Source organism: Pseudomonas sp. Gutcm_11s (assembly GCF_028649395.1).
Lineage (GTDB): Bacteria > Pseudomonadota > Gammaproteobacteria > Pseudomonadales > Pseudomonadaceae > Aquipseudomonas.
Map to the genome: position 1 here is coordinate 180454 of NZ_JAQSUW010000016.1, position 24127 is coordinate 204580.

At 61.6% G+C, this 24127-nt stretch carries 22 protein-coding genes; 17 read left to right on the forward strand and 5 right to left on the reverse strand.

Going from position 1 to position 24127, the window contains the following annotated elements:
• The first annotated feature begins 26 nt into the window (after positions 1-26).
• The 6 genes from gdhA (at position 27) to PTT45_RS17095 (ending at position 6332) form a co-directional block, all read left to right on the forward strand.
• The gene (gene gdhA, locus PTT45_RS17070; RefSeq protein WP_273814849.1) at positions 27-1364 is read left to right on the forward strand and encodes an NADP-specific glutamate dehydrogenase; all 1338 of its coding nucleotides are present in this window, start codon (positions 27-29) and stop codon (positions 1362-1364) included.
• Between the two features lie 188 nt (positions 1365-1552).
• Positions 1553-1879, forward strand: a complete 327-nt coding sequence (locus tag PTT45_RS17075) for a TraR/DksA family transcriptional regulator (RefSeq protein WP_273814851.1) — start codon at positions 1553-1555, stop codon at positions 1877-1879.
• A gap of 79 nt (positions 1880-1958) precedes the next feature.
• On the forward strand, positions 1959-4409 hold the full coding sequence (locus PTT45_RS17080; RefSeq protein ID WP_273814852.1) for a Lon protease family protein: 2451 nt from the start codon (positions 1959-1961) through the stop codon (positions 4407-4409).
• Positions 4410-4586: 177 nt separating this feature from the next.
• Positions 4587-4928 (forward strand): PA4575 family protein, encoded by a 342-nt coding sequence (locus PTT45_RS17085; protein ID WP_273814854.1) that lies wholly within the window; start codon positions 4587-4589, stop codon positions 4926-4928.
• 183 nt (positions 4929-5111) lie between these two features.
• The gene (locus tag PTT45_RS17090; protein ID WP_273814856.1) at positions 5112-5603 is read left to right on the forward strand and encodes a TIGR00645 family protein; all 492 of its coding nucleotides are present in this window, start codon (positions 5112-5114) and stop codon (positions 5601-5603) included.
• A 111-nt stretch (positions 5604-5714) separates the two neighbouring features.
• The gene (locus PTT45_RS17095) at positions 5715-6332 is read left to right on the forward strand and encodes an FKBP-type peptidyl-prolyl cis-trans isomerase (protein WP_273814857.1); all 618 of its coding nucleotides are present in this window, start codon (positions 5715-5717) and stop codon (positions 6330-6332) included.
• 137 nt (positions 6333-6469) lie between these two features.
• Here PTT45_RS17095 and PTT45_RS17100 read toward each other — a convergent pair whose 3' ends face one another.
• Together PTT45_RS17100 and PTT45_RS17105 are read right to left on the reverse strand one after the other, a co-directional pair.
• Positions 6470-6712, reverse strand: coding sequence for a PA4570 family protein (locus tag PTT45_RS17100; RefSeq protein ID WP_273814859.1), 243 nt, complete (start codon positions 6710-6712; stop codon positions 6470-6472).
• A gap of 129 nt (positions 6713-6841) precedes the next feature.
• Entirely contained in the window at positions 6842-7810 is a 969-nt protein-coding gene (locus PTT45_RS17105) for a polyprenyl synthetase family protein (protein WP_273814861.1), read from the reverse strand.
• 298 nt (positions 7811-8108) lie between these two features.
• On the opposite strand from PTT45_RS17105, the gene rplU reads away from it, so the two are divergent.
• From rplU to PTT45_RS17130, 5 genes are all read left to right on the forward strand, one after another.
• Entirely contained in the window at positions 8109-8420 is a 312-nt protein-coding gene (rplU, locus tag PTT45_RS17110; protein WP_043308929.1) for a 50S ribosomal protein L21, read from the forward strand.
• Positions 8421-8443: 23 nt separating this feature from the next.
• The gene (gene rpmA / locus PTT45_RS17115) at positions 8444-8701 is read left to right on the forward strand and encodes a 50S ribosomal protein L27 (protein WP_183088944.1); all 258 of its coding nucleotides are present in this window, start codon (positions 8444-8446) and stop codon (positions 8699-8701) included.
• Positions 8702-8807: 106 nt separating this feature from the next.
• Positions 8808-10031, forward strand: a complete 1224-nt coding sequence (gene cgtA / locus PTT45_RS17120) for an Obg family GTPase CgtA (RefSeq protein ID WP_273814863.1) — start codon at positions 8808-8810, stop codon at positions 10029-10031.
• Between the two features lie 68 nt (positions 10032-10099).
• Entirely contained in the window at positions 10100-11218 is a 1119-nt protein-coding gene (gene proB, locus PTT45_RS17125) for a glutamate 5-kinase (RefSeq protein WP_273814864.1), read from the forward strand.
• Positions 11219-11230: 12 nt separating this feature from the next.
• A complete protein-coding gene (locus tag PTT45_RS17130; protein WP_273814866.1) occupies positions 11231-11692 on the forward strand; it encodes a CreA family protein in 462 nt (153 codons plus the stop codon).
• Between the two features lie 111 nt (positions 11693-11803).
• Here the strand turns inward: PTT45_RS17130 and rpsT are convergent, their stop codons facing one another.
• Positions 11804-12076: a 30S ribosomal protein S20 gene (gene rpsT, locus PTT45_RS17135; protein WP_273814868.1), complete on the reverse strand. Its 273-nt coding sequence runs from the start codon at positions 12074-12076 to the stop codon at positions 11804-11806.
• A 182-nt stretch (positions 12077-12258) separates the two neighbouring features.
• On the opposite strand from rpsT, the gene murJ reads away from it, so the two are divergent.
• The 6 genes from murJ (at position 12259) to ispH (ending at position 19618) form a co-directional block, all read left to right on the forward strand.
• Positions 12259-13803, forward strand: coding sequence for a murein biosynthesis integral membrane protein MurJ (murJ, locus tag PTT45_RS17140; RefSeq protein ID WP_273814870.1), 1545 nt, complete (start codon positions 12259-12261; stop codon positions 13801-13803).
• A gap of 73 nt (positions 13804-13876) precedes the next feature.
• On the forward strand, positions 13877-14815 hold the full coding sequence (gene ribF / locus PTT45_RS17145; protein ID WP_273814872.1) for a bifunctional riboflavin kinase/FAD synthetase: 939 nt from the start codon (positions 13877-13879) through the stop codon (positions 14813-14815).
• Positions 14816-14829: 14 nt separating this feature from the next.
• Entirely contained in the window at positions 14830-17661 is a 2832-nt protein-coding gene (ileS, locus tag PTT45_RS17150) for an isoleucine--tRNA ligase (RefSeq protein ID WP_273814874.1), read from the forward strand.
• Complete coding sequence (lspA, locus tag PTT45_RS17155; protein WP_273814875.1) at positions 17654-18163, forward strand: signal peptidase II; 510 nt, start codon at positions 17654-17656, stop codon at positions 18161-18163. The genes ileS and lspA overlap by 8 nt, the downstream gene beginning before the upstream one ends.
• Positions 18156-18608 (forward strand): FKBP-type peptidyl-prolyl cis-trans isomerase, encoded by a 453-nt coding sequence (gene fkpB / locus PTT45_RS17160; RefSeq protein WP_273814876.1) that lies wholly within the window; start codon positions 18156-18158, stop codon positions 18606-18608. The genes lspA and fkpB overlap by 8 nt, the downstream gene beginning before the upstream one ends.
• Before the next feature lie 65 nt (positions 18609-18673).
• Positions 18674-19618 (forward strand): 4-hydroxy-3-methylbut-2-enyl diphosphate reductase, encoded by a 945-nt coding sequence (ispH, locus tag PTT45_RS17165; RefSeq protein WP_273814878.1) that lies wholly within the window; start codon positions 18674-18676, stop codon positions 19616-19618.
• A 116-nt stretch (positions 19619-19734) separates the two neighbouring features.
• On the opposite strand, the gene PTT45_RS17170 is transcribed toward ispH, so the two are convergent.
• The gene (locus PTT45_RS17170; RefSeq protein ID WP_273814880.1) at positions 19735-20166 is read right to left on the reverse strand and encodes a type IV pilin protein; all 432 of its coding nucleotides are present in this window, start codon (positions 20164-20166) and stop codon (positions 19735-19737) included.
• Positions 20163-24092 carry a pilus assembly protein gene (locus PTT45_RS17175; protein ID WP_273814882.1) on the reverse strand — a complete coding sequence of 1310 codons (3930 nt, stop codon included), beginning with the start codon at positions 24090-24092 and terminating at the stop codon, positions 20163-20165. The genes PTT45_RS17170 and PTT45_RS17175 overlap by 4 nt, the downstream gene beginning before the upstream one ends.
• Positions 24093-24127 lie beyond the last annotated feature (35 nt).

Below are 24127 nucleotides of genomic sequence, written 5' to 3' on the forward strand. Positions count from 1 at the left end.
AAATATCGAACCAGTGCGGGTGTTTCATGATCCAGTCCGTCGATGCTTTCCTCTCGCGCCTCAAGCAGCGTGATCCCGATCAGCCCGAGTTCCACCAGGCGGTGGAAGAGGTGCTGCGTTCCCTGTGGCCCTTCCTCGAAGCCAATCCGCATTATGTGGAGGCGGGTATCGTCGAGCGTATCGTCGAGCCCGAGCGCGCCATCCTGTTCCGCGTGCCGTGGGTCGATGATCGTGGCCAGGTCCAGGTCAATCGCGGTTTCCGCGTGCAGATGAGCAGCGCCATCGGCCCGTACAAGGGCGGTCTGCGCTTCCATCCGTCGGTGAACCTGGGTGTACTCAAGTTCCTGGCCTTCGAGCAGGTATTCAAGAACTCGCTGACCTCGCTGCCCATGGGCGGCGGCAAGGGCGGTTCGGACTTCGATCCAAAGGGCCGCAGCGACGGTGAGGTGATGCGCTTCTGCCAGTCCTTCATGAGCGAGCTGTATCGCCATGTCGGCGCCGATCTCGACGTGCCTGCGGGCGACATCGGGGTGGGTGCACGCGAGATCGGCTACATGTTCGGCCAGTACAAGCGCCTGGCCAACGAGTTCACCTCCGTGCTCACCGGCAAGGGGCTGACCTACGGTGGCAGCCTGATTCGTCCGGAAGCCACCGGCTATGGCTGCGTGTACTTCGCCGAGGAAATGCTCAAGCGCCAGGGGCGCAGCTTCGACGGCCAGCGCGTGGCGATCTCCGGCTCGGGTAACGTCGCCCAGTACGCCGCGCAGAAGGTCATGGAGCTGGGCGGCAAGGTCATCTCGCTGTCCGACTCCGAAGGCACCCTGTTCGCCGAGGCGGGCCTGACCGATGAGCAGTGGCAGTACCTGATGGACCTGAAGAACGTGCGCCGTGGCCGCATCAGTGAGATGGCCGCGCATTTCGGCCTGCAGTTCCTGGTTGGCCAGCGCCCGTGGAATCTCGTGTGCGACATCGCGCTGCCCTGCGCCACCCAGAACGAGCTGGGCGCCGACGATGCCCGCACGCTGCTGCGCAACGGCTGCATCTGCGTCGCCGAAGGCGCCAACATGCCGTCGACCCTGGAGGCCGTCGACCTGTTCATCGAGGCCGGCATCCTCTATGCGCCGGGCAAGGCGTCTAACGCCGGCGGCGTGGCCACCAGCGGCCTGGAGATGAGCCAGAACGCCATGCGCCTGCACTGGACCGCCGGTGAGGTGGACCAGCGCCTGCACGGCATCATGCAGAGCATCCACCACGCATGCGTGACGCATGGCGAGGAGAATGGCCGGATCAACTACGTGAAGGGCGCCAACATCGCCGGCTTCGTGAAGGTTGCCGACGCCATGCTAGCCCAGGGCGTGGTCTGATCCCACGCGCTGCCCGAAGGCCGCCATCTGGCGGCCTTTTTCATGGGCGCCATTTATTCCACCGTCGGAAAGCACTGCTCGCGGGCCGCTCAGGTTGCCGCTGCTTCTGGTGTGCAAGGCTTGATCGGAGTCAGTACGCCGCGGGCAATCGGGGCCACACTGAAAGAAAGGCCACCAGGAGCTTCGCCATGACCAGCTTCGATCCCCGAGCCGCTCTGGATGGGCTGTATGACGAGTACAGCCGCCGCGCCAATGCCATCCGCCACGACCTCGGTCTGCAGCGCAGCGCTGATTTCGCCGAACAGGCCGGCGAGCGGCAGAATGACGAGGTGCTGAATGCCCTGCTGGTGGAGGCCGAGGCGGGCCTGCGACTGGTCGGATTGGCGCGTCTGCGCCTGGCCGACGGCAGTTACGGTACGTGCCAGCGCTGCGGTGAAATGATCGAGCCAGCGCGGCTGCAGGCCCTGCCGGCGGCGGAATTCTGCCTCGCCTGTGCCGATCGCGCGCCGCTCTGAACGGCGCCTTGCCAGCGGCGCCGGGGCAGCGCCATTATGGAGTCACCTCGCGGCTAGACCGCTTCGATAAGGACTTCCGATGCCCGAATCCTTCGCTGCCAGCCTGCGTCTGGCGCCCGATGCCCTGACCCGCCCCTGCGCCCCCGACCAGTTCAACTTCACCACCACCGATGACCTCGAGCCCTTCCGTGGTGTGCTCGGCCAGGAACGCGCCGTCGAGGCCCTGCAGTTCGGCGTGGCCATGCCGCGCCCGGGCTACAACGTGTATGTCATGGGCGAGCCGGGCACCGGTCGCTTCTCCTTCGTGCAGCGTTATCTCAAGGCCGAGGCCAAGCGCCAGGCCACGCCGGTGGACCGGGTCTATGTCAACCATTTCGAGGAATCGCGCGAGCCGCGCGCTCTGGAGTTGCCGCCCGGTACCGCGGCGGCCTTCATCGCCGATATCGGTCACCTGATCGACAACCTGCTGGCGACCTTCCCGGCGGTATTCGAGACGCCTACCTATCAGCAGAAGAAGAGCGCCATCGACCGCGTCTTCAACCAGCGTTACGACAAGGCGCTGGACCTGATCGAGAAGCTGGCGCTGGAGAAGGACGTGGCGCTGTACCGCGACAGCACCAATATCGCCTTCACCCCGATGAAGGATGGCAAGGCCCTGGACGAGGCGGACTTTGCCCAGCTGCCGGAAGCCGAGCGCGAACGCTTCCACGACGACATCTCCGCGCTGGAAGAACGCCTCAACGAAGAGCTGGCCAGCTTGCCGCAGTGGAAGCGCGAGACCAGCAACCAGCTGCGCCAACTCAACGAGGAGACCATCACCCTGGCCCTGCAGCCGCTGCTGTCGCCAATGTCGGCGCAGTATGCGGAGAACGCCGGCGTCTGCGCCTACCTGCAGGCGGTGCAGGTCAACCTGCTGCGCACCGTGGTCGACCAGTTGCTGGATGACAAACCGGACCTGCAGCGCCGCGAGATGCTCGAGGAGCAATACAGCCCCAGCCTGGTGGTCGGCCACCATGTCGACGGTGGTGCGCCGGTGGTGTTCGAGTCGCATCCGACCTACGACAACCTGTTCGGCCGCATCGAGTACAGCACCGACCAGGGCGCGCTCTACACCAGCTATCGCCAGCTGCGCCCCGGCGCGCTGCACCGCGCCAACGGCGGCTACCTGATCGTCGAGGCAGAGAAGCTGCTCAGCGAGCCCTTCGTCTGGGATGCGCTCAAACGTGCCCTGCATTCGCGCCAGCTGAAGATGGAATCGCCGCTGGGCGACCTCGGTCGCATCGCCACGGTGACCCTGACCCCGCAGATGATCCCGCTGCAGCTCAAGGTCATCATCATCGGCTCGCGCCAGCTGTACTACACGCTGCAGGACCTGGATTCCGACTTCCAGGAAATGTTCCGCGTGCTGGTCGACTTCGACGAGGAGATCGCCGTCGGCGACGACAGCCTCGAACAGTTCGCTCAACTGCTCAAGACACGTACCTCGGAGGAGGGCCTGGCGTCGCTGACCGCAGCGGCAGTGGCGCGCCTGGCCACTTACAGCGCGCGCCTGGCCGAGCACCAGGGGCGCCTGTCGGCGCGCATTGGTGACCTGTTCCAGCTGGTCAGCGAGGCCGACTTCGTGCGCCAGCTGGCCGGTGACGCGATCACCGATGTCGGCCACATCGAGCGCGCGCTCAAGGCCAAGTCGGACCGTACCGGGCGGGTCTCGGCGCGCATCATCGACGACATGCTGGCCGGCATCATCCTGATCGACAGCGCCGGCGAGGCCATCGGCAAGTGCAACGGCCTCACCGTGCTGCAGGTCGGTGACTCGGCCTTTGGCGTACCGGCGCGCATCTCTGCCACCGTCTATCCGGGCGGCAGCGGCATCGTCGACATCGAGCGCGAGGTCAGCCTGGGCCAGTCGATCCACTCCAAGGGGGTGATGATCCTCACCGGCTTCCTCGGCAGCCGTTACGCCCAGGAGTTCCCGCTGGAGATCTCGGCGAGCATCGCCCTGGAGCAGTCCTACGGCTATGTCGATGGGGACAGCGCCTCGCTGGGCGAGGTCTGCACCCTGATCTCGGCGCTGTCGCGCACGCCGCTCAAGCAGTGCTTCGCCATCACCGGTTCTATCAACCAGTTCGGCGAGGTGCAGGCGGTCGGTGGGGTCAACGAGAAGATCGAGGGCTTCTTCCGCCTCTGCGAGGCCCGGGGCTTGACTGGTGAGCAGGGCGTGATCATCCCGCATTCCAACGTCAGCAACCTGATGCTCGACGAGCGCGTGTTGCAGGCGGTACGCAATGGCCAGTTCCATGTCTACGCCGTGCGCCATGTCGACGAGGCCCTCGGCTTGCTGCTGGGCGAGCCTGCCGGAGCGCCGGACGCCAAGGGCCAGTTCCCCAAGGGCAGCGTCAACGCGCGGGTGGTAGAGCGTCTGCGCAGCATCGCCGAAATGGGCCTGGAGGAGGACGAGAAGGACAAGGAGCCGAAGATCAAGGAAGTGAAGACGCGCGCCAAACCGGCACCGAAAGCGGCCAAGGAGTAACGGCGACAACTGGTCAGTCGTTACCCATTCCGGCGGCGCCCACGGCGGGCGCTGCCGCTACGGTTTTTCCCCCGCTCAATCCACAGAGTTATCCACAGTGCGCGGGGATAACTTTTGCCTTTCCGAAGCGGCGCCACGAGGTGTAGTCTGAAGCCAGACCTTGCGAGGATCGCCGTCATGCCGCGCAGCCTCTGTCTCACCCGTCAGTGCCTCGGCCTGATCACCCGTATCGAGTGCGAGATTCGCCCGCTGGCCGGCGAGCGAGGACTGTGGACGCTGCTGTGTGCCGCCGGCATGTCGGCGGCACAACCTTCGGCAATCAAGGCGCAGGGCCCATTCCACGGGCCTTTCGTGGCAGAAGCTGTGCTCGACTCGATCGCCCAGTGCCTGGCCGTACAGGGCTATGAGCCCTGTACCGAGCCGATGATCTGGCGCCTGCACCTGCAGGCCGAGCTGCGCAAGCTCAACGGCGAACGCAGGCGGCGGCTCGGCGATTATCAGTTCCGCCCGGAAAGCTGAGCGGTTTTTGCCCAACCTGTAGCGCTCGCCCGCAAGCAGAGGTGTGCAGCCATCGTTCCCGCGCCTGCCCACAAGGTTATCCACAGTAAGCGGGGATAAAAAATCCGCAACGCTTGTCGCCTTGCCCGTCATGCCTGGCTGGGTATACTCGCGGCCTGTTTTCCCTCTACTCGACGAGACAACATGGAACGCTTTATCGAGAACGCGATGTACGCCTCGCGCTGGCTGCTGGCCCCCATCTACTTCGGCCTGTCGCTGGGCCTGCTGGCTCTGGTGCTGAAGTTCTTTCAGGAAATCTTCCACATCCTGCCGAACGTCTTTGCCATGGCGGAGGCTGACCTGATTCTGGTGATTCTGTCGCTGATCGACATGGCGCTGGTCGGTGGCCTGCTGGTGATGGTGATGATCTCGGGTTACGAGAACTTCGTTTCCCAACTGGACATCGATGAAGGCAAGGAGAAGCTCAGCTGGCTGGGCAAGATGGACTCAGGCTCGCTGAAGATGAAGGTGGCTGCCTCCATCGTGGCGATCTCCTCGATCCATCTGCTGAAGATCTTCATGGATGCGCAGAACGTTAATCCCGACCACCTGATGTGGTACGTGATCATCCATATGGCGTTCGTGGTCTCGGCCTTCGCCATGGGTTACCTGGACAAGCTGACCAAGCACGACTGAGATTCACGCCGTATTCGCCGCCCGGCCGTTGCAAGACGCCCGGGCGGTTTCGTTTGTGGATGGCTGTGCTAGTCTGGCCGGCCTTTTTCGACCCCCATCTGGAGCACGGCGATGTCCGAACTCAATCTGTCTACTGACGAAACCCGTGTGAGCTACGGCATCGGCCGCCAATTGGGCGACCAGCTGCGCGACAACCCGCCGCCCGGTGCCAGCCTGGAGGCCATCGTGGCCGGCCTGCGTGATGCCTTCAATGGCGAGCCGAGCCAGGTGTCCGCCGAGGAGCTGAATGCCAGCTTCCGCGTGATCCGTGAAGTCATGCAGGCCGAAGCCGCTGCCAAGGCCGAGAAAGCCGCTGCGGCAGGTCGCGAATATCTGGTCGAGAACGCCAAGCGTGATGGCGTGACCGTGCTGGAGTCCGGCCTGCAGTACGAAGTGCTGGTGGCGGGCGAGGGCGCCAAGCCGTCCCGCGAGGACCACGTGCGTACTCACTACCACGGCACCCTGATCGACGGCACTGTGTTCGACAGCTCCTACGAGCGTGGCCAGCCGGCCGAATTCCCAGTGGGTGGTGTGATCGCCGGTTGGGTCGAGGCTCTGCAGCTGATGAACACTGGCAGCAAGTGGCGCCTGCACGTACCGAGCGAGCTGGCCTACGGTGGCCAGGCCGCCGGCAGCATTCCGCCGCACAGCGTGCTGGTGTTCGACGTCGAGCTGCTCGACATCCTGTAAAGGAGATGCCCAGGCGGTCGTCCTGATCGCGCCGGGCATCCGTGGGAGCGCCTGTGCTCCCGGTCTCTCCCGATGCCGTCCTGGCGTCGGGTTTGCCGACGAGGCGGCCGCCGTTGGCCGCTCCCGTCGCGCGTCGCTCAGTGCAGCTCGCCCTGGGGCCTCAGCGCCCGCGCATAGCAGAACAGGAACAGCCCGCGCACCAGCTCCTTGAGTACACCCGGCTCGCTGGAGCCGAAGTCGTGTAGATCTAGATCACCCTGCTCGCGCAGCTCACAGATGGCGTCCTCGTGCAGCACGGCGCAGACCTCGCCGGTCTCGCGATTGAGGATGCGCAGATAGGGGTGGGGGCGATCCAGCCAGGCGTCGATCAGATAGGTCATGGCTCATCTCCTTTGAATAACTATGAGATGAGAATAATTCCTATTATCAAAATAGCAAGTGCCAATCGTCTCTTGTCGGCAAAAACAAAAAGCCCGTCACGAGGACGGGCTTCTGGATTTCGCGGCGACTCAGTGAGTGCGGGCGACGGCGAAGCGGCTCAGCTCGACCAGCGCGTCGCGGTAGACGTTGCTGGGTAGGGCATCGAGGCAAGCAATCGCCTGCTCGGCATGCTCGCGTGCCAGGCGCGCGGTGTAGTCCAGGGAGCCAGAGGCCTGAACGGCGGCGCGGATGCTTTCCAGGTCTTCGATGCCACCCTTCTGGATGGCAGTGCGGACCAGGGCGGCCTGCTCGGCGCTGCCTTCGCGCATGGTGTAGATCAGTGGCAGGGTCGGCTTGCCTTCGGCCAGATCGTCGCCAACGTTCTTGCCCAGGGTGGTGGCGTCGCCCTGGTAGTCGAGCAGGTCGTCGACCAGCTGGAAGGCGATGCCGAGGTGGTCGCCGAAGCGCTGCAGGGCATCACGCTGGCCTTCGGAAGCGCCAGCAAGCGCCGCGGCGCTATGGGTTGAGGCTTCGAACAGCATGGCGGTCTTGCCGCGGATGACCTCCATGTAGGTCTCCTCGGTGGTGCTCGCGTCGCGCACCTTGGACAGCTGCAGCACCTCGCCCTCGGCGATCACGCGGGTGGCGTGGGAGAGGATCTTCATGACCGGCATGGAGCCGAGTTCGACCATCATCTCGAAGGAGCGCGAATAGAGGAAGTCGCCGACCAGCACGCTCGGGGCGTTGCCCCACTGCGCGTTGGCGGTGGCACGGCCGCGACGCATGCCGGACATGTCGACCACGTCGTCATGCAGCAGGGTGGCGGTGTGCAGGAATTCGATGGTGGCGGCCAGCAGGCGCAGGTCGTCGGCCTGATAGCCCAGGGCCTTGCCGCTGAGCAGCACCAGCAACGGGCGCAGACGCTTGCCGCCGGCAGAGATGATGTAGTCGCCGATCTTCTCTACCAGAGGCACACGGGACTTCAGCTGTTGGCGGATAATGCCGTCGACGGCGACGAAATCGTCCGCGACCACGCTTTGGAAGGCCTGGGCTTGCATGGGTGAGGGGAGCTCCTGAATCGGGCGGCGCTCCCGGGCGGGAGGCGGCGAAAGTCGGGTCGGGCGTGGCCGACCGGGCTGCGCGGCATGCTAGGGGGCGGGTTAGGGGCTGTCAAGGCGAGGCCTGGCGGGGCTTGCCTCGCGACGGCGGTTTCCGTACAATCGCGGCCCCAAACTTCTATGGGCAACTCCCTGCCTTACGCAATTGCACGGGTGTCAGTCCGGCCCCATGCAGCCATGCCGGCCAATAACTCTTCCTATAAAGAGTCGGGTGAGCAGGTTTAACGGAGAAAAATCCATGTACGCAGTAATTGTTACCGGTGGCAAGCAATACAAAGTCGCCGAAGGTGAATTCCTCAAGGTTGAGAAGCTGGAAGTCGCCACCGGCGAATCCGTGACTTTCGACCGCGTTCTGCTGGTTGGCAACGGTGACGACGTGAAAATCGGCGCTCCGGTGGTTGATGGTGCCAAGGTTGTTGCTGAGGTGGTCTCCCAAGGCCGTCACGACAAAGTGACTATCATCAAGTTCCGCCGTCGTAAGCACCACATGAAGCGTCAGGGTCACCGTCAGTGGTTCACCGAAATCAAGATCACCGGCATTCAGGCCTGATCCCTTTTTAGGAGCTATGACTCATGGCACACAAAAAAGCTGGCGGTAGTACTCGTAACGGCCGCGACTCAGAAAGTAAACGCCTTGGCGTGAAGATGTATGGCAGCCAGGTTATCAAAGCCGGCAACATCATCGTGCGTCAGCGCGGTACCCAATTCCACGCTGGCTACGGCGTTGGCATGGGTAAAGACCATACCCTGTTCGCGAAAGTCGACGGCGTGGTTAAGTTTGAAGTGAAGGGCGCCTTCGGTCGCCGTTACGTGAGCGTCGTGACTGCCTAAGTCCGAGCTTGCTGAAAAAGCCCTGTCTCGCGACGGGGCTTTTTTGTTTCTGTGTATCCTGTATTCCTGAGTTAACTAGCCCGCCGTCGTGGTGGGAGGCGACCCGATGAAATTCGTCGACGAAGTTTCGATATTTGTAAAAGCCGGCGACGGCGGTAACGGCATGATGAGCTTCCGTCGTGAGAAGTTCATCGAGAAGGGTGGCCCCAACGGCGGCGACGGCGGTGACGGCGGCTCGGTGTTCCTCGAGGCCGACGAGAACCTCAATACCCTGGTGGACTACCGTTACACCCGTCGCTTCAATGCGCAGAATGGTGAGAAGGGCGGCAGTACCGAGTGTACCGGTGCCAAGGGCGAGGACCTGATCCTGCCGGTGCCGGTCGGTACCACGGTGATCGATGCGGCGACCCAGGAGGTCATCGGTGACCTGACCAAGGCTGGTCAGCGGCTGATGGTGGCTCAAGGTGGCTGGCACGGCCTGGGCAACACGCGCTTCAAGTCCAGTACCAACCGCGCGCCGCGCCAGACTACGCCGGGCAAGCCGGGCGAGCAGCGCGATCTCAAGCTGGAGCTCAAGGTGTTGGCGGATGTCGGTCTGCTCGGTCTGCCGAATGCCGGCAAGAGCACCTTCATTCGCTCGGTGTCTGCGGCCAAGCCGAAGGTTGCCGACTATCCCTTCACTACCCTGGTGCCGAACCTGGGTGTGGTCAGTGTCGGGCGCTACAAGAGTTTCGTGATCGCCGACATACCGGGTCTGATCGAGGGTGCTTCCGAAGGTGCCGGTCTGGGTATCCGCTTCCTCAAGCACCTGGCGCGTACCCGTCTGCTCCTGCATCTGGTGGACATGGCGCCGCTGGATGAGAGTGATCCGGCCGATGCGGCCGAGGTCATCATTGGCGAGCTGGAGAAATTCAGCCCGGCGCTGGCCGAGCGCGAGCGTTGGCTGGTACTGAACAAGGCGGACCAACTGCTCGACGACGAGCGCGAGGAGCGCATGCGTGCGGTAGTCGAGCGCCTGGGTTGGCAGGGGCCGGTCTTCGTCATTTCCGCCCTGGAGCGTGAAGGTACCGAGGCGCTGAGCCAGGCCATCATGCGCTACATGGACGAGCGGGCTGTGCGCATCGAGGAAGAGGCAGACTTCGCTGCCGAGCTGGCCGATCTGGATCGTCGCATCGAGGACGAGGCGCGTGCTCGTCTGCAGGCGCTGGATGACAAGCGAGCTCTGCGTAAGGCGGGTCTGAAGAGCGTCGACGATGTGGGCGAAGATGATGACTGGGACGACTTCGAGGATGACGAAGACGGTCCCGAGATCATTTACGTTCGGGACTGAGACTGGGTATCTTGCAGCGCCGCTTTCACAGCGGCGTTTTGCTGATTGGCTTGAATGCAGAGGGCATCATGCGGGACAAGGTGACCGGCGCGCAGCGCTGGGTGGTGAAGATCGGAAGCGCGCTGCTGACTGCCGATGGTCGTGGGTTGGATCGTTCCGCCATGGCGGTGTGGGTCGAGCAGATGGTGGCGCTGCGCGAGGCGGGCGTCGAGCTGGTGCTGGTGTCTTCCGGCGCCGTGGCGGCGGGCATGAGTCGCCTGGGTTGGGCGGCCAGACCGAGTGCCATGCATGAGTTGCAGGCGGCGGCGGCCATCGGGCAGATGGTGCTGGTGCAGGCCTGGGAGTCCAGCTTTGCCGAGCATGGCAAGCACACGGCTCAGGTGCTGCTGACTCACGATGATCTCTCCGATCGCAAGCGCTACCTGAATGCCCGTAGCACCCTGCGCACCTTGGTCGATCTGGGCGTGGTGCCGGTGATCAACGAAAACGACACCGTCGTCACCGACGAGATCCGCTTCGGCGACAACGACACCCTGGCTGCTCTGGTGGCGAACCTGGTGGAGGCTGATCTGCTGGTGATCCTCACCGATCGCGACGGCATGTTCGATGCGGACCCGCGCCACAATCCCGATGCCCAGTTGATCTTCGAGGCGCGCGCCGATGATCCGTCGCTGGATGCGGTGGCTGGCGGTACCGGTGGTGCTCTGGGGCGCGGTGGCATGCAGACCAAGCTGCGTGCGGCGCGTCTGGCGGCGCGCTCCGGTGCGCATACCGTGATTGTGGGTGGGCGTATCGAGCGCGTACTGGATCGCCTCAAGGTGGGCGAGCGCCTCGGCACTCTGCTGGCGCCTGAGCGCGGCCTGTTGGCGGCGCGCAAGCAATGGTTGGCGGGGCATCTGCAGACCCGCGGCACTCTGGTGCTGGATGCGGGTGCGGTCAAGGCGCTGACAGCTGATCGCAAGAGCCTGTTGCCGGTTGGTGTGCGCGAGGTGCAGGGCAGTTTCCGTCGCGGTGAGATGGTGGTGTGTGTCGGGCCTGATGGTCGCGAGGTTGCGCGCGGTCTGGCCAACTACAGTGCTCTAGAGGCGCAGAAGATTGTTGGTCAGTCCTCCGATGCCATCGAGAAGCTGCTTGGCTACGTCGATGAGCCGGAGCTGGTGCATCGGGATAACCTGATTCTGGTCTGAGGAGGTTGCGCGATGCGCATCATCAAGGGATTGCTGGTTTTGTGCGCGGCCTTGCCGCTGGTGGCGCAGGCTGAGGAGATCGGCGAGGTCTCCACCGTGTTCAAGTGGGTCGGCCCGAACGACAAGATCGTGGTCGAGGCCTTCGATGACCCCAAGGTGGAGGGTGTGACCTGCTACCTGTCGCGAGCCAAGACCGGAGGGGTCAAGGGTGGCCTGGGTTTGGCTGAGGATCGCGCCGAAGCCTCCATTGCCTGCCGCCAGGTTGGTCCGGTTCGCTTCGTTGGCAAGCTCAAGGATGGCGAGGAAGTGTTCAAGGAGCGCACCTCGCTGGTGTTCAAGACCATGCAGGTGGTGCGGTTCTTCGATCAGAAGCGCAATACCCTGGTCTATCTGGTGTACAGCGACAGGGTGATCGAAGGCAGTCCGCAGAATGCGGTGACGGCTATTCCGATCCTGCCCTGGGCGGCGCAGTAAGCAAAAAAGCCGGAGCATGCTCCGGCTTTTTTCTGTCTGCGATATTCGCTTGGTCAAATCGCGGGCAATAAAAAACCGGCCCTAGAGCCGGTTTTTCAAGAGCTCAACCAATCAGGCGGCGGTAGCCATTGCCTTGATGTGGCCGTTCAGGCGGCTCTTGTGACGAGCTGCCTTGTTCTTGTGGATGATGCCTTTGTCAGCCATGCGGTCGATGACCGGAACAGCCAGGGTGTAAGCGGTTTGTGCCTTGGCGAGGTCTTTGGCGTCGATAGCCTTGACCACGTTTTTGATGTAGGTACGAACCATGGAGCGCAGGCTGGCGTTATGGCTACGACGCTTCTCAGCCTGTTTGGCGCGTTTTTTGGCAGAAGGTGTATTGGCCACCGTCAAGCTCCTCGAAAACTAGGGGATAGCAAACAAATAAGGCCGCGAATCATGCCGATGCGGAAAGCACATGTCAAGTGCATAAGTGCCTCGGTGTGCTGGCCTGACCGATGGCGGCTGGTTACACTCGTCGCCTTCGTCAGCCGAGCCCCTGCGCCGGCTCCTTGTAGCGCCGAGACTCCATGAATCTGCTCAAATCCCTGGCCGCCGTCAGCTCTCTGACCATGCTTTCCCGCGTGCTGGGCTTCGTTCGCGACACTATCATCGCACGAACCTTCGGTGCCGGGGTGGCTTCGGACGCCTTCGTCGTCGCCTTCAAGTTGCCCAACCTGCTGCGCCGCATCTTCGCCGAGGGTGCCTTCTCTCAGGCCTTCGTGCCGATTCTCGCCGAGTACAAGACGCAGCAGGGCGAGGAGGCGACGCGCACTTTCCTGGCCTATGTCGCCGGCCTGCTGAGCCTGGTGCTGGCGCTGGTCACTCTGCTGGGCATCCTCGCAGCGCCCTGGATCGTCTGGATCAGCGCCCCGGGCTTCGCCGACGATGCCGAGCGTTTTGATCTGACGACCGATCTGCTGCGGGTGACCTTCCCCTATATCTTGCTGATCTCGCTGTCGTCTCTGGTCGGGGCGGTGCTCAATACCTGGAACCGTTTCTCGGTGCCGGCCTTCGTGCCGACTCTGCTGAACGTCAGCATGATCGTGTTCGCCGTCTGGCTCGCGCCCTTCTTCGATCCACCGATCATGGCGCTGGGCTGGGCGGTGCTGGTGGGGGGGCTGGCGCAGCTGCTCTGGCAGCTGCCGGCGTTGAAACGCGTCGGTATGCTGGTGCTGCCGCGCCTGAGTTTGCGCGATACCGGCGTGTGGCGCGTGCTCAAACAGATGGGGCCGGCGATCTTCGGCGTCTCGGTGAGTCAGATCTCGCTGATCATCAACACCATCTTCGCCTCCTTCCTGGTAGCGGGCTCGGTGTCCTGGATGTATTACGCCGACCGCCTGATGGAGCTGCCTTCCGGCGTGCTCGGCGTGGCGCTCGGTACCATTCTTTTGCCTGCGCTGGCCAAGACCTACGCCAGTGCCGATCGCGATGAATATTCGAAGCTGCTCGATTGGGGGCTGCGCCTGTGCTTCCTGCTGGCGCTGCCTTGCACCCTGGCTCTGGCGATCATCGCCGAGCCGCTGGTGGTCTCGCTGTTCCAGTACGGCAAGTTCACTGCCTTCGACGCGCTGATGGCCGAGCGGGCGCTGATTGCCTACTCGGTCGGCCTATTGCCGCTGATCCTGGTGAAGATTCTGGCTCCTGGCTTCTATGCCCAGCAGAACATCAAGACGCCGGTGCGCATCGCCATCGTCAGCCTGCTGGCGACCCAGGCGATGAATGCGCTGTTCGTTTTCGTCTTCGAGCTGCAGCACGCGGGGCTTGCCCTGTCGATCAGCCTGGCGGGCTGCCTCAATGCCGGGCTGCTCTATTGGCAGCTGTGTCGCAAGCGCATCTATATGCCGCAACTGGGCTGGTTGAAGTTCCTCGGCAAGCTGCTGCTGGCGGTTGCGGTCATGGTTGGGGTGCTGCTGCTGGTCATGGAGCAGATGCCGGCCTGGGCGGAGGGCGACATGTTCTGGCGCCTGCTGCGTCTCGGCGTGCTGGTGGCCTCCGGTGCACTGGCCTATTTCGCCATGCTCGCGCTGCTTGGCTTCCGTCCGCGGGATTTCGCCCGTCGCGCGGTGCGCTGATGGCGATGGCTTCGCCTGTCACCGCCCGGCGGCTGTGCGTATAATCGACCACTTTGTAAGCAAGAAGCGCGCTATGCAGCTGGTTCGAGGTCTCCACAATCTGCTACCCCTCACCCAGGGATGCGTTGCCACCATCGGCAATTTCGATGGCGTGCACCGTGGTCACCAGGCAATCCTGGCGCGTCTGCGCGAGCGTTCGATTGAGCTCGGTGTGCCGAGCTGCGTGGTGATCTTCGAGCCGCAGCCGCGTGAGTTCTTCGCCCCGGACAGCGCCCCGGCGCGCCTGACTCGCTTGCGCGAGAAGCTCGAGCTGCTCGCGGCACAGGGCGTGGATCGGGTGCTGTGCCTGGCCTTCAATCGCCGCTTGCGCGAGCTGTCGGCGGACGAGTTCGTGCGCCAGGTGCTGGTGGATGGTCTGCACGTGAAGCATCTGGAAGTCGGTGACGACTTCCGCTTCGGCGCCGGTCGCACCGGCGATTTCGCCTTCCTGGTCGAGGCTGGTGAGCGCCATGGTTTCAGCGTCGAGGCGGCGCTGACCGTTGAGCTGGATGGCGAACGGATCAGCAGCACCCGTGTGCGTGAGGCCTTGCAGGCCGGTGAGCTAGAGGTGGCCGAGCGCCTGCTGGGCCGCCCCTATGCTCTGGCCGGGCGTGTGCTGCATGGCCAGAAGCTGGCGCGTCAGCTCGGCACGCCGACTGCCAACGTGCAGCTCAAGCGCCGTAAGCCACCGCTGCGTGGGGTGTTTCTGGTCAGCGTGCGCGATGGCGCACGGCATTTTCACGGCGTTGGCAATATCGGCCAGCGCCCGACGGTACAAGGGGACGGCAGCCCGCACCTGGAGGTGCATCTGCTGGATTTCGCTGGCGATCTGTATGGCCAGCGCCTGACGGTGGAATTCCACCACAAGCTGCGTGATGAGCAGCGTTTCGCCTCCCTGGAGGCGCTGAAGACGGCGATCGACGCGGATGTCGCCGCCGCCCGGGCCTACTGGCTTGGCCAACCGCTTGATTGATCGAAGAGCCTGAGATGACCGACTACAAAGCCACGCTGAACCTCCCGGATACTGCCTTCCCGATGAAAGCCGGCCTGCCGCAACGCGAGCCGGAAACCCTGGCGCGCTGGGACAGCATTGGCCTGTACCAGAAGCTGCGGGAGATCGGCGCGAACCGGCCGAAGTTCGTTCTGCACGATGGCCCGCCCTATGCAAACGGCAGCATCCACATCGGTCACGCGGTCAACAAGATCCTCAAGGACATGATCACCCGCTCCAAGACTCTGGCCGGCTTCGACGCCCCCTACGTGCCGGGCTGGGACTGCCACGGTCTGCCGATCGAGCACAAGGTGGAGACCACCTTCGGCAAGAACCAACCGTCCGACCTGACCCGCGAGCGCTGCCGTACCTATGCCGGCGAGCAGATCGAAGGGCAGAAGGCCGACTTCATCCGCCTCGGCGTGCTGGGCGAGTGGGACAACCCCTACAAGACCATGGCCTTCGCCAACGAGGCCGGCGAGATCCGCGCGCTGGCCGAGATGGTCAAGCAGGGCTTCGTGTTCAAGGGCCTGAAGCCGGTCAACTGGTGCTTCGACTGTGGCTCGGCGCTGGCCGAGGCCGAGGTGGAGTACCAGGACAAGAAGTCCGACGCCATCGACGTGGCCTTCCAGGTCGAGGATGCCGACAAGCTGGCCGCCGCCTTCGGTCTGAACGAGCTGAGCAAGCCGGCGTCCATCGTCATCTGGACCACCACTCCCTGGACCATCCCGGCCAACCAGGCGCTGAACGTCCACCCCGAATTCAACTACGCCCTGGTCGATACCGGCGAGCGCCTGCTGGTGCTGGCCGAGGAGCTGGTCGAGAGCTGCCTGCAGCGCTACGGCCTGACCGGCGAGATCATCGCCCGTGCCGAAGGCCGCGCGCTGGACCTGATCCGCTTCCGTCACCCGCTGTACGAGCGCTTCTCGCCGGTGTACCTGGCCGAGTACGTCGAGCTGGGCGCCGGTACCGGCGTGGTGCACTCCGCACCGGCCTACGGCGAGGACGACTTCCGTACCTGCAAGCAGTACGGCATGCACAACGACGACATCCTCAGCCCGGTGCAGAGCAACGGCGTGTATGTCACCGACCTGCCGTTCTTCGGTGGCCAGTTCATCTGGAAGGCCAACCCGGCCATCGTTGCCAAGCTGGGCGAAGTCGGCGCGCTGCTCAAGCACGAGAGTATCCAGCACAGCTACATGCACTGCTGGCGCCACAAGACCCCGCTGATCTACCGCGCCACCGCGCAGTGGTTTGTCGGCATGGACAAGCAGGCCAACGACGGCAGCACCCTGCGCGAGCGCGCCTTGAGCGCCATCGAGCAGACCCAGTTCGTACCGACCTGGGGCCAGGCGCGCCTGCACGGCATGATCGCCGGCCGCCCGGACTGGTGCATCTCGCGTCAGCGCAACTGGGGCGTACCGATCCCGTTCTTCCTGCACAAGGCCAGCGGCGAGCTGCACCCACGCACCGTCGAGCTGATGGAAGAGGTGGCCAAGCGCGTCGAGGAGCAGGGCATCGAGGCCTGGTTCAAGCTGGACGCCGCCGAGCTGCTCGGCAATGAGTCGGCCGACTACGACAAGATCAGCGACACCCTGGACGTCTGGTTCGACTCCGGCACCACCCACTGGCACGTGCTGCGTGGTTCGCACCCGCTGGGCCACGAAGTCGGTCCGCGCGCCGACCTGTACCTGGAAGGCTCCGACCAGCACCGCGGCTGGTTCCACTCCTCGCTGCTGACCGGCTGCGCCATCGACGGCCACGCGCCGTACAAGGCGCTGCTGACCCATGGCTTCGTGGTCGACGAGAACGGCCGCAAGATGTCCAAGTCGCTCGGCAACGTGGTCGCCCCGCAGGAGGTCAACGACAGCCTGGGCGCCGACATCATGCGCCTGTGGGTCGCCTCCACCGACTATTCGGGCGAGATGGCCGTGTCCAAGGTCATCCTGCAGCGCAGCGCCGACGCCTACCGCCGTATCCGCAACACCATGCGCTTCCTGCTGGCCAACCTCGGCGATTTCGATCCGACCAAGGACCTGATGCCGGCGGAGCAGATGCTCGACCTCGACCGCTGGGCAGTGGATGCCGCCGCAGGTCTGCAGGCCGAAATCATCGAAGCCTATGGCGAATATCGTTTCTGGAACGTCTACTCCAAGGTGCACAACTTCTGCGTGCAGGAGCTGGGTGGTTTCTACCTGGACGTGATCAAGGACCGCCAGTACACCACTGCCGCCGACAGTGCGGCGCGCCGCTCCTGCCAGAGCGCGCAGTACCACATCGCCGAGGCGCTGGTGCGCTGGATCGCGCCGATCCTGGCCTTCACTGCCGACGAGATCTGGTCGTTCCTGCCGGGCAGTCGCAACGAGTCGGTGATGCTGAACACCTGGTACGAGGGCCTCGATCGTCTGCCGCAAGGCTTCGAACTGGACCGTGCCTACTGGGAACAGCTCACCGCTGTTCGCGCCGCGGTGAACAAGGAGCTGGAGAACCTGCGCAACAGCAAGGCCATCGGTGGCAACCTGCAGGCCGAGGTCACCCTGTACGGTGACGACGCGCTGCAGCAGTCCCTGGCCAAGCTCGACGACGAGCTGCGCTTCGCCCTGATCACCTCTGCTGCCACCGTCGCGCCGCTGGCCGATGCGCCGGCCGATGCAGTGGTCACCGAGGTGCCAGGCCTGAAGCTGAAGATCGTCAAATCGGCCCACGCCAAGTGCGGTCGCTGCTGGCACTTCCGCGCCGATGTCGGCAGCAATGCCGCCCATCCGGAGCTGTGCGAGCGCTGCGTGAGCAACATTGAAGGTGTGGGCGAGGTGCGCAAGCATGTCTGACGCTTCGCGCTTCGGCCGCCTGGCCTGGCTATGGCTGGCGGTGCTGGTATTCGTCCTCGACCAGGGCAGCAAGCAGATCGTGCTGCAGGTGCTGGAGTACGGTCAGCGCGTTACCGTGATCGACGGCTACTTCGACTGGGTCCACGTCTATAACCGTGGCGCCGCTTTCAGCTTTCTGGCAGGTGAGTCCGGCTGGCAGCGTTGGCTGTTCGCCGCCATCGCCATCGGTGTCAGCGCGGTGCTGGTGGTATGGATGAAGCGCCTCAAGAGCGACGAGACCTGGCTGGCCATCGCTCTGGCCCTGGTCCTCGGTGGCGCACTGGGCAACCTGTACGACCGTATCGTGCTTGGCCATGTGGTCGATTTCATCCTGGTGCACTGGCAGGACCGCCACCGTTTCCCGGCCTTCAACCTGGCCGACAGCGGTATCACCGTCGGTGCTTTGATGCTGGCGCTGGATATGTTCAAGAGCAAGAAGTCCGGAGAACCCGCGCATGACTGATCCACTCTCTCAAGAGCTGCGTATCGGGCCGGACAAGGAAGTCACCCTGCATTTCGCCCTCAAGCTGGAAAACGGCGATGTGGTCGACAGCACCTTCGACAAGCAGCCGGCCACTTTCAAGGTCGGTGACGGCAACCTGCTTCCGGGCTTCGAGGTTGCGCTCTACGGCTTCAAGGCCGGAGACAAACGCAGCCTGCAGATCGAGCCGGAGAACGCCTTCGGCCAGCCCAACCCGCAGAACGTGCAGGTGATGCCGCGCAGCCAGTTCCAGGACATGGAGCTGTCCGAGGGGCTGCTGATCATTTTCAACGATGCAGCCAATACCGAGTTGCCGGGGGTGGTCAAAACCTTCGATGAGTCGCAGGTGACCATCGACTTCAACCACCCTTTGGCCGGCAAGACCCTGAGCTTCGATGTGGAGATCATCGAGGTTCGCCCAGCCTGACCTGCTTCGCCGGGGAGAGGCGTACACTCTCCCCATCGCCTCCTTCGTGCGCCGAGATTCCCAGCATGCAAATCAAACTCGCCAACCCCCGCGGCTTCTGCGCCGGCGTCGATCGCGCCATCGAGATCGTCAACCGCGCCCTGGAAGTCTTCGGTGCGCCGATCTATGTGCGCCACGAAGTGGTGCATAACAAGTTCGTGGTCGAGGACCTGCGTGCCCGCGGTGCGGTGTTCGTCGAGGAACTGGACCAGGTCCCGGACAACACCATCGTCATCTTCAGCGCCCATGGCGTGTCCCAGGCCGTACGCCAGGAGGCCGAGCGCCGTGGCCTCAAGGTGTTCGACGCCACCTGTCCGCTGGTGACCAAGGTGCACATGGAGGTCAGTCGCTATAGCCGCGACGGTCGCGAGTGCATCCTGATCGGCCACGAAGGTCACCCGGAAGTGGAAGGCACCATGGGGCAGTACGATGCCAGCAATGGTGGCTCCATCTATCTGGTCGAAGACGAAGAGGATGTGGCAGCCCTGCAAGTGCGAAACCCTGAGAACCTGGCCTTCGTCACCCAGACCACCCTGTCCATGGACGACACCAGCAAGGTCATCGACGCCCTGCGCGCCAAGTTCCCCGCCATCGGCGGTCCGCGCAAGGACGACATCTGCTACGCCACGCAGAACCGCCAGGATGCGGTCAAGCAGCTGGCGAGCGAGTGCGATGTTGTACTTGTGGTGGGCAGCCCCAACAGCTCCAACTCCAATCGCCTGCGTGAGCTGGCTGAGCGCATGGATACTCCGGCCTATCTGATTGATGGGGCTGAGGATCTCAAGCAGGAGTGGTTTGAGGGTAAGCCGCGGATTGGTATTACCGCCGGTGCATCGGCGCCAGAGGTGTTGGTGCTTGGTGTTGTCGCGCAGCTCCGAGAGTGGGGGGCGGTAGGCGCTGAAGAGTTGGAGGGGCGACCGGAGAATGTAACTTTCTCGATGCCGAAGGAGCTACGTGTAAAAGCGCTTTAAAGCTTAGCTATAGTTGCGTTGTTATTGGTGGGGGCTAAGGCTTTAACGGCCTTAGCCCCACTCCGTCTCTCAAGCCGTTGCGCTAAAAATAAAAGCCCGGATAACCGGGCTTTTTATCATTTCCAGCATTTTTCGAGGGTTTCTGCGCCGCTTCTGCCCTTCACTCCTAATGCATTCAGCGTAAGGTTGCCGCACGCGGTATCGCCAATGGCTTGGGTTGCAGTCAGCGTATAGCCGCCGTCACCGGCATCAGAGCTTATTGTTAGCGTGTAGTAGCTGTTATCCGACATAACCTTATTGTTGCCTGCGTCGGTGTTGCGCAAGCCTAGTTTGGCGATATCGTTATTGTCGGTTACATAAGAGTTGTTCTGTGCGTAGAAGCGCTCTTGTTGCGCGGCCGCATCGCTAAGTAGTGTCATGCCCTCTGAACGCTTGGTACGGGTTACGTATTCCTGATAGTTGGGGACGGCAATTGCAGCCAGAATCCCAATAATGGCGACTACTAGCATTACCTCGATGAGTGTGAATGCTTTTTGCTGCTTAATCATTGGAACTCCTCTGGGATGATGTGCCAGCTCTGGCGGCCGTTGCTATTTGGGTCGTCGCCAACAACTGCTGGGTCATTAGCCCCATCGCTGCCATATGCTTGGTTGCCTGGGGCAAGGGTAAATCCACCAATGGCCGGGAATCGTCTGCCTGACACTATGTCTTTGTTGGCGCCATAGGCATCTAGTTTGCTAACGGTTTTGTCATTGTTAAGGTCAAAGACATTGTATCTGGTGCGGCCGCCTGTGTACGCATCTATTGCGTAGAGCCAAGTATCGGCACCAGCTGCACAGGGGTCTTGATTTGGGGTTAGACTGCTAAAGAAGAGCGTCTGTCCACTTGCGGACATGTTGTTAATTATCATCTCGCCAGATAGTAGGTTGTTGACAGATAGATTGAGCGACCAGCCCCACAGGTTGACGGATGCATCGTTGTTGGAGTCGTTGGCAGGGCTGCTAGGGTTGGCGGCGTCATAGTCCTTCTGCCATTTAATGGTGTTCTGGCTTAGCAGTCTGATGTCGTTGATGTCCGTCTGTCCATCTTCGCCAATTAGCGCATTATCGACCTGTGCTGTGAAGCTTTGAGACTGTGTTTTGCTGCGGTCTGTAGCGCGAGCTGTGGATGTCGACGTTGCCTGGCGCTTGGTGTTTCTATCCCATACTCCATATATAGTCATCGCGCGACTTGTATCGACATTGGCGTCGCTGCTCTCTATGTATTTCCCTGTACCGAATAGAACAAGATATCCGCGGACTAATGGGTGGCGTACCAACGATGGTTGGATGGTGATTGCTTGTCTTTTACCTACGCCAGTTTGGGAGTCGCGAGCGGTGAATATGGGGTTACCACCATAGCCAATTTTAAAGTCGGTTAATGTGGTGGTGAAGGTGCTTCTGGCAAATGGGTCTCCTGTAAGCGTGGCGGTAGTAGTGGGCACTAGATCAAAGCGCCACATGTTGCCCTGAAGGTCACCCGCATAGGCGTAGTCTACCAGCCCGTCTCCGTTGTTATCGGCGCCCCGTACACTGGACAAGCCGTTTGGTAGAGTTACACCGTTTTCAACAATGTCTGGGATGGTTAGTTTCTTCAGTAGGCTACCTGTCTTGAGGTCGATAATTAGCATTGCTGCTTTATCATTGGTGCTGTTGTAGCCATTGCCCATCAGTACGGCCCATTGTCCGCTATGAAGCCGGGTGACCTCCGGCTGGGCGAAGGTGTAACCAAGATCACTATCGTTGGTAGAATCAAACTCCCAGAGTAGTTTGATGTTGTTGGGGTCGGTGATATCCAGGGCAAATAGGGACTTTCCGCCAGCACGTAGAGTGCCGATCAGAACGGTGCGCCAGCCCTCATTGGCTGCATTGCCAAAATAAACATCACGTACGAGAGGGGTTCCGTCGACAAAGTAGCGGTGCTCTGCCCCGGTATAGTTTTGACCGGTCAATCGGTAGAGATTTTTTATGACCTCTGTTGGAATGAAGGCGAACTCTTCTACGCCGGTGGCAGCGTTGAATCCATGCAGCATGCCGTCATTTCCGCCCACATAAACCATTTCTTTGCGAAGGCTTTTTTTGTTTGCGGCTTTAAAGGCGGCATAGGTTTTGTAACCACTATTCGTGCCAGTCGGATTCTCAATGCCATCTGCCCAGTAAGATAGATACGTGGGAGTGGATACAATCACTGGGCTGGAGTTGATGATGTCTCCTAGTACGGTACTGCGCGTACGGAAGGCTGGGCTGGCGCTACCTTCTTTGCTACGGTCGCCGCGAATGTATGCTACGCGGGCTTCACCTAGGCTATCCGTCGCTCCGACCAGACTATCAGGGTTAACGCTCATTAATGGCTGTAGTGTGCCGAGGTTAGACCAAGTGAAGCTCTTGAGTTTGCTGGTTGTGTTGGTGAGGTCCTTCATCATCACCGTGCGGGTCGAGTGATTGATGCTCTGATTGGCAGTTTGAGCCTTCCACTTCACTGTTTGCGCGCCGCCACCATCAATCCAGGTCTTGATGATTTCTCCGCTCCAGTCGTTGCTGGAGAACTGTGTGGCATAGACATTACTTTCAATGCTGGCATCGGAGTCTGATACGAATGAGGCGGAGACTGCGGGACGCGCCGCAGATGTCGTGCGGTCAGCAATACGGTTGAGGATATCTTTGAAGGCCTGAACCATGGCATCTGGACTGTCAACGCTGAAAAACTCACCGCGCGAGTTAATTGCGGCATGCCACAGATCGTAAACGTTGTTGGCGCTGTCAGCTGAGGCAGCGGGCCAAGACTTGGCTCCGCTGACCAGATTGTCATATCCGGTGCCTCCGAATGTCCCTTTTTCGGCATCCCATTCCAGTCCTGATTGGCTCAGGGCACTAGATAGACCCAGGCCCATGGTGAAGTTAACCATGTGCTGCCAGTTTGCAGGGTCGTTGCGCGGATCCCAGTAGTTCTTTGCAGTGTCATTGCTCTTGAAGGGATAGTAGGGCTGGAGCTTGTTATCCAGCCCGCTACGCAGATCGGTTGCCCAGTAGTTGAATGCTAAGTCGGCAAGCGTTGCTGTCTGCGAGTCGGCGAAAGGTGTTGTTTTTCCGTCGTATTTTGTGCTGTCAGGCAGCGTTGTGCTGCTGTTGTCTTGCAGGGCGCCGCTTGGATAGGTGAACGCTTGGTTCCAGATGCCGTCGGTCATCAAAATGTGATAGCTGGGGCGGCAGGCGTAGGTGTTGGCTGTTGTATTGGTCTGGGTACTGTCGTTCGGGTATTTCTGCCAAGGCGTTGCAGTTTTGAAGAACTCTCCGGCGCGATACATGGCTGAACGCAGGGGGGTGCTTCCATCGAAAGGCGGATCCTGCAACCAGGACATCAGGCGGCCACGATGGGCCGTTGTGTACTCGCGGAATTTGTTGTCTTTGCAGTTGGTTGTGTCGCTACCGTCGAGGTTGGTGCAGTTGGCGAGGTTTTGCCAAGTGAGACGAATCTCGGGAGGGAGTGTGGCAAAGGCAATTTGTGCTGCCGATTGTGTAGCGAGTGCCCGATTTCGGTAGAAGGAATACCAAATGGCGAAATTCTTACGCTCATCAGTTCCCGATGCGCTGTCATCTGCCCGAGACTTGCCGGATGTCGAGGATACAAATACCAGTTTGTAGCAATCCTCATCTGTCTTATCCGTAGCGGTGCAGTTGCTAAGGCTGGTATCACGAACATAGTAGTAGGCAGGGCGACCGACTTGCCGAGCATCAATGGTCACCGTGTAGTTGCTACTGCTTCTGCTGCAACTAGCTGTTACGCCGCTTAGTGCAGTGGGGGCGCTGGAGACGCTGACTGTACAGCCGCCGCTGGTCCGAGTAACTGTGAAACTAACCCCTGAAACAGTTTTTGCGAGCGACGAGCCGTTTGTTGTTGGGCCGGCAAAGCTGCCGCTACTGAAATTGAAGTCTGCAGCAGCGTTGGCTGCGAACGCATTGGTGGTGTTGTTATAGGTATAAGAGGTGGTGGTGTCTAAACTGCCTTTGGGGTTGTATGTCCAAGTTACACGATAGCTGCTCGACAGGTCATAGCTTCCGCGAGTGTTGTTGAATCCATTATTATAGGCGTTAGTAAAGTCGGTGGTGTAAGGAGTTGCTGAAATGGCACCAGCCGAATCGTAACGAGTTGGAATCCGGTAGGTTACATCCGGGTTGTAATACATTGGGTTGAACGCGGCCGACTTTGCTCTGCGAGATGTACTGGTTCCATTGACATTGTCTGGCACAAAAGCCCAGCGCATGCTGCCTGAGTCGTCAATGGTGAGTAGCAGGTTTGGGGCCACTGTTTCACTAAGAATCAATGGTTTCTGACTGATGTTTAGAGCCGCAGCGCTGGCATGGAATGTGGCTGCGAAATATAGAAAAAAGCCTAGTGCGCTAATTTTGGCACTATTATTGAGGCTGTATTCTTTCATGTTTCTATCCCCGTGGGCGTTTAGGGTGGGGTAAG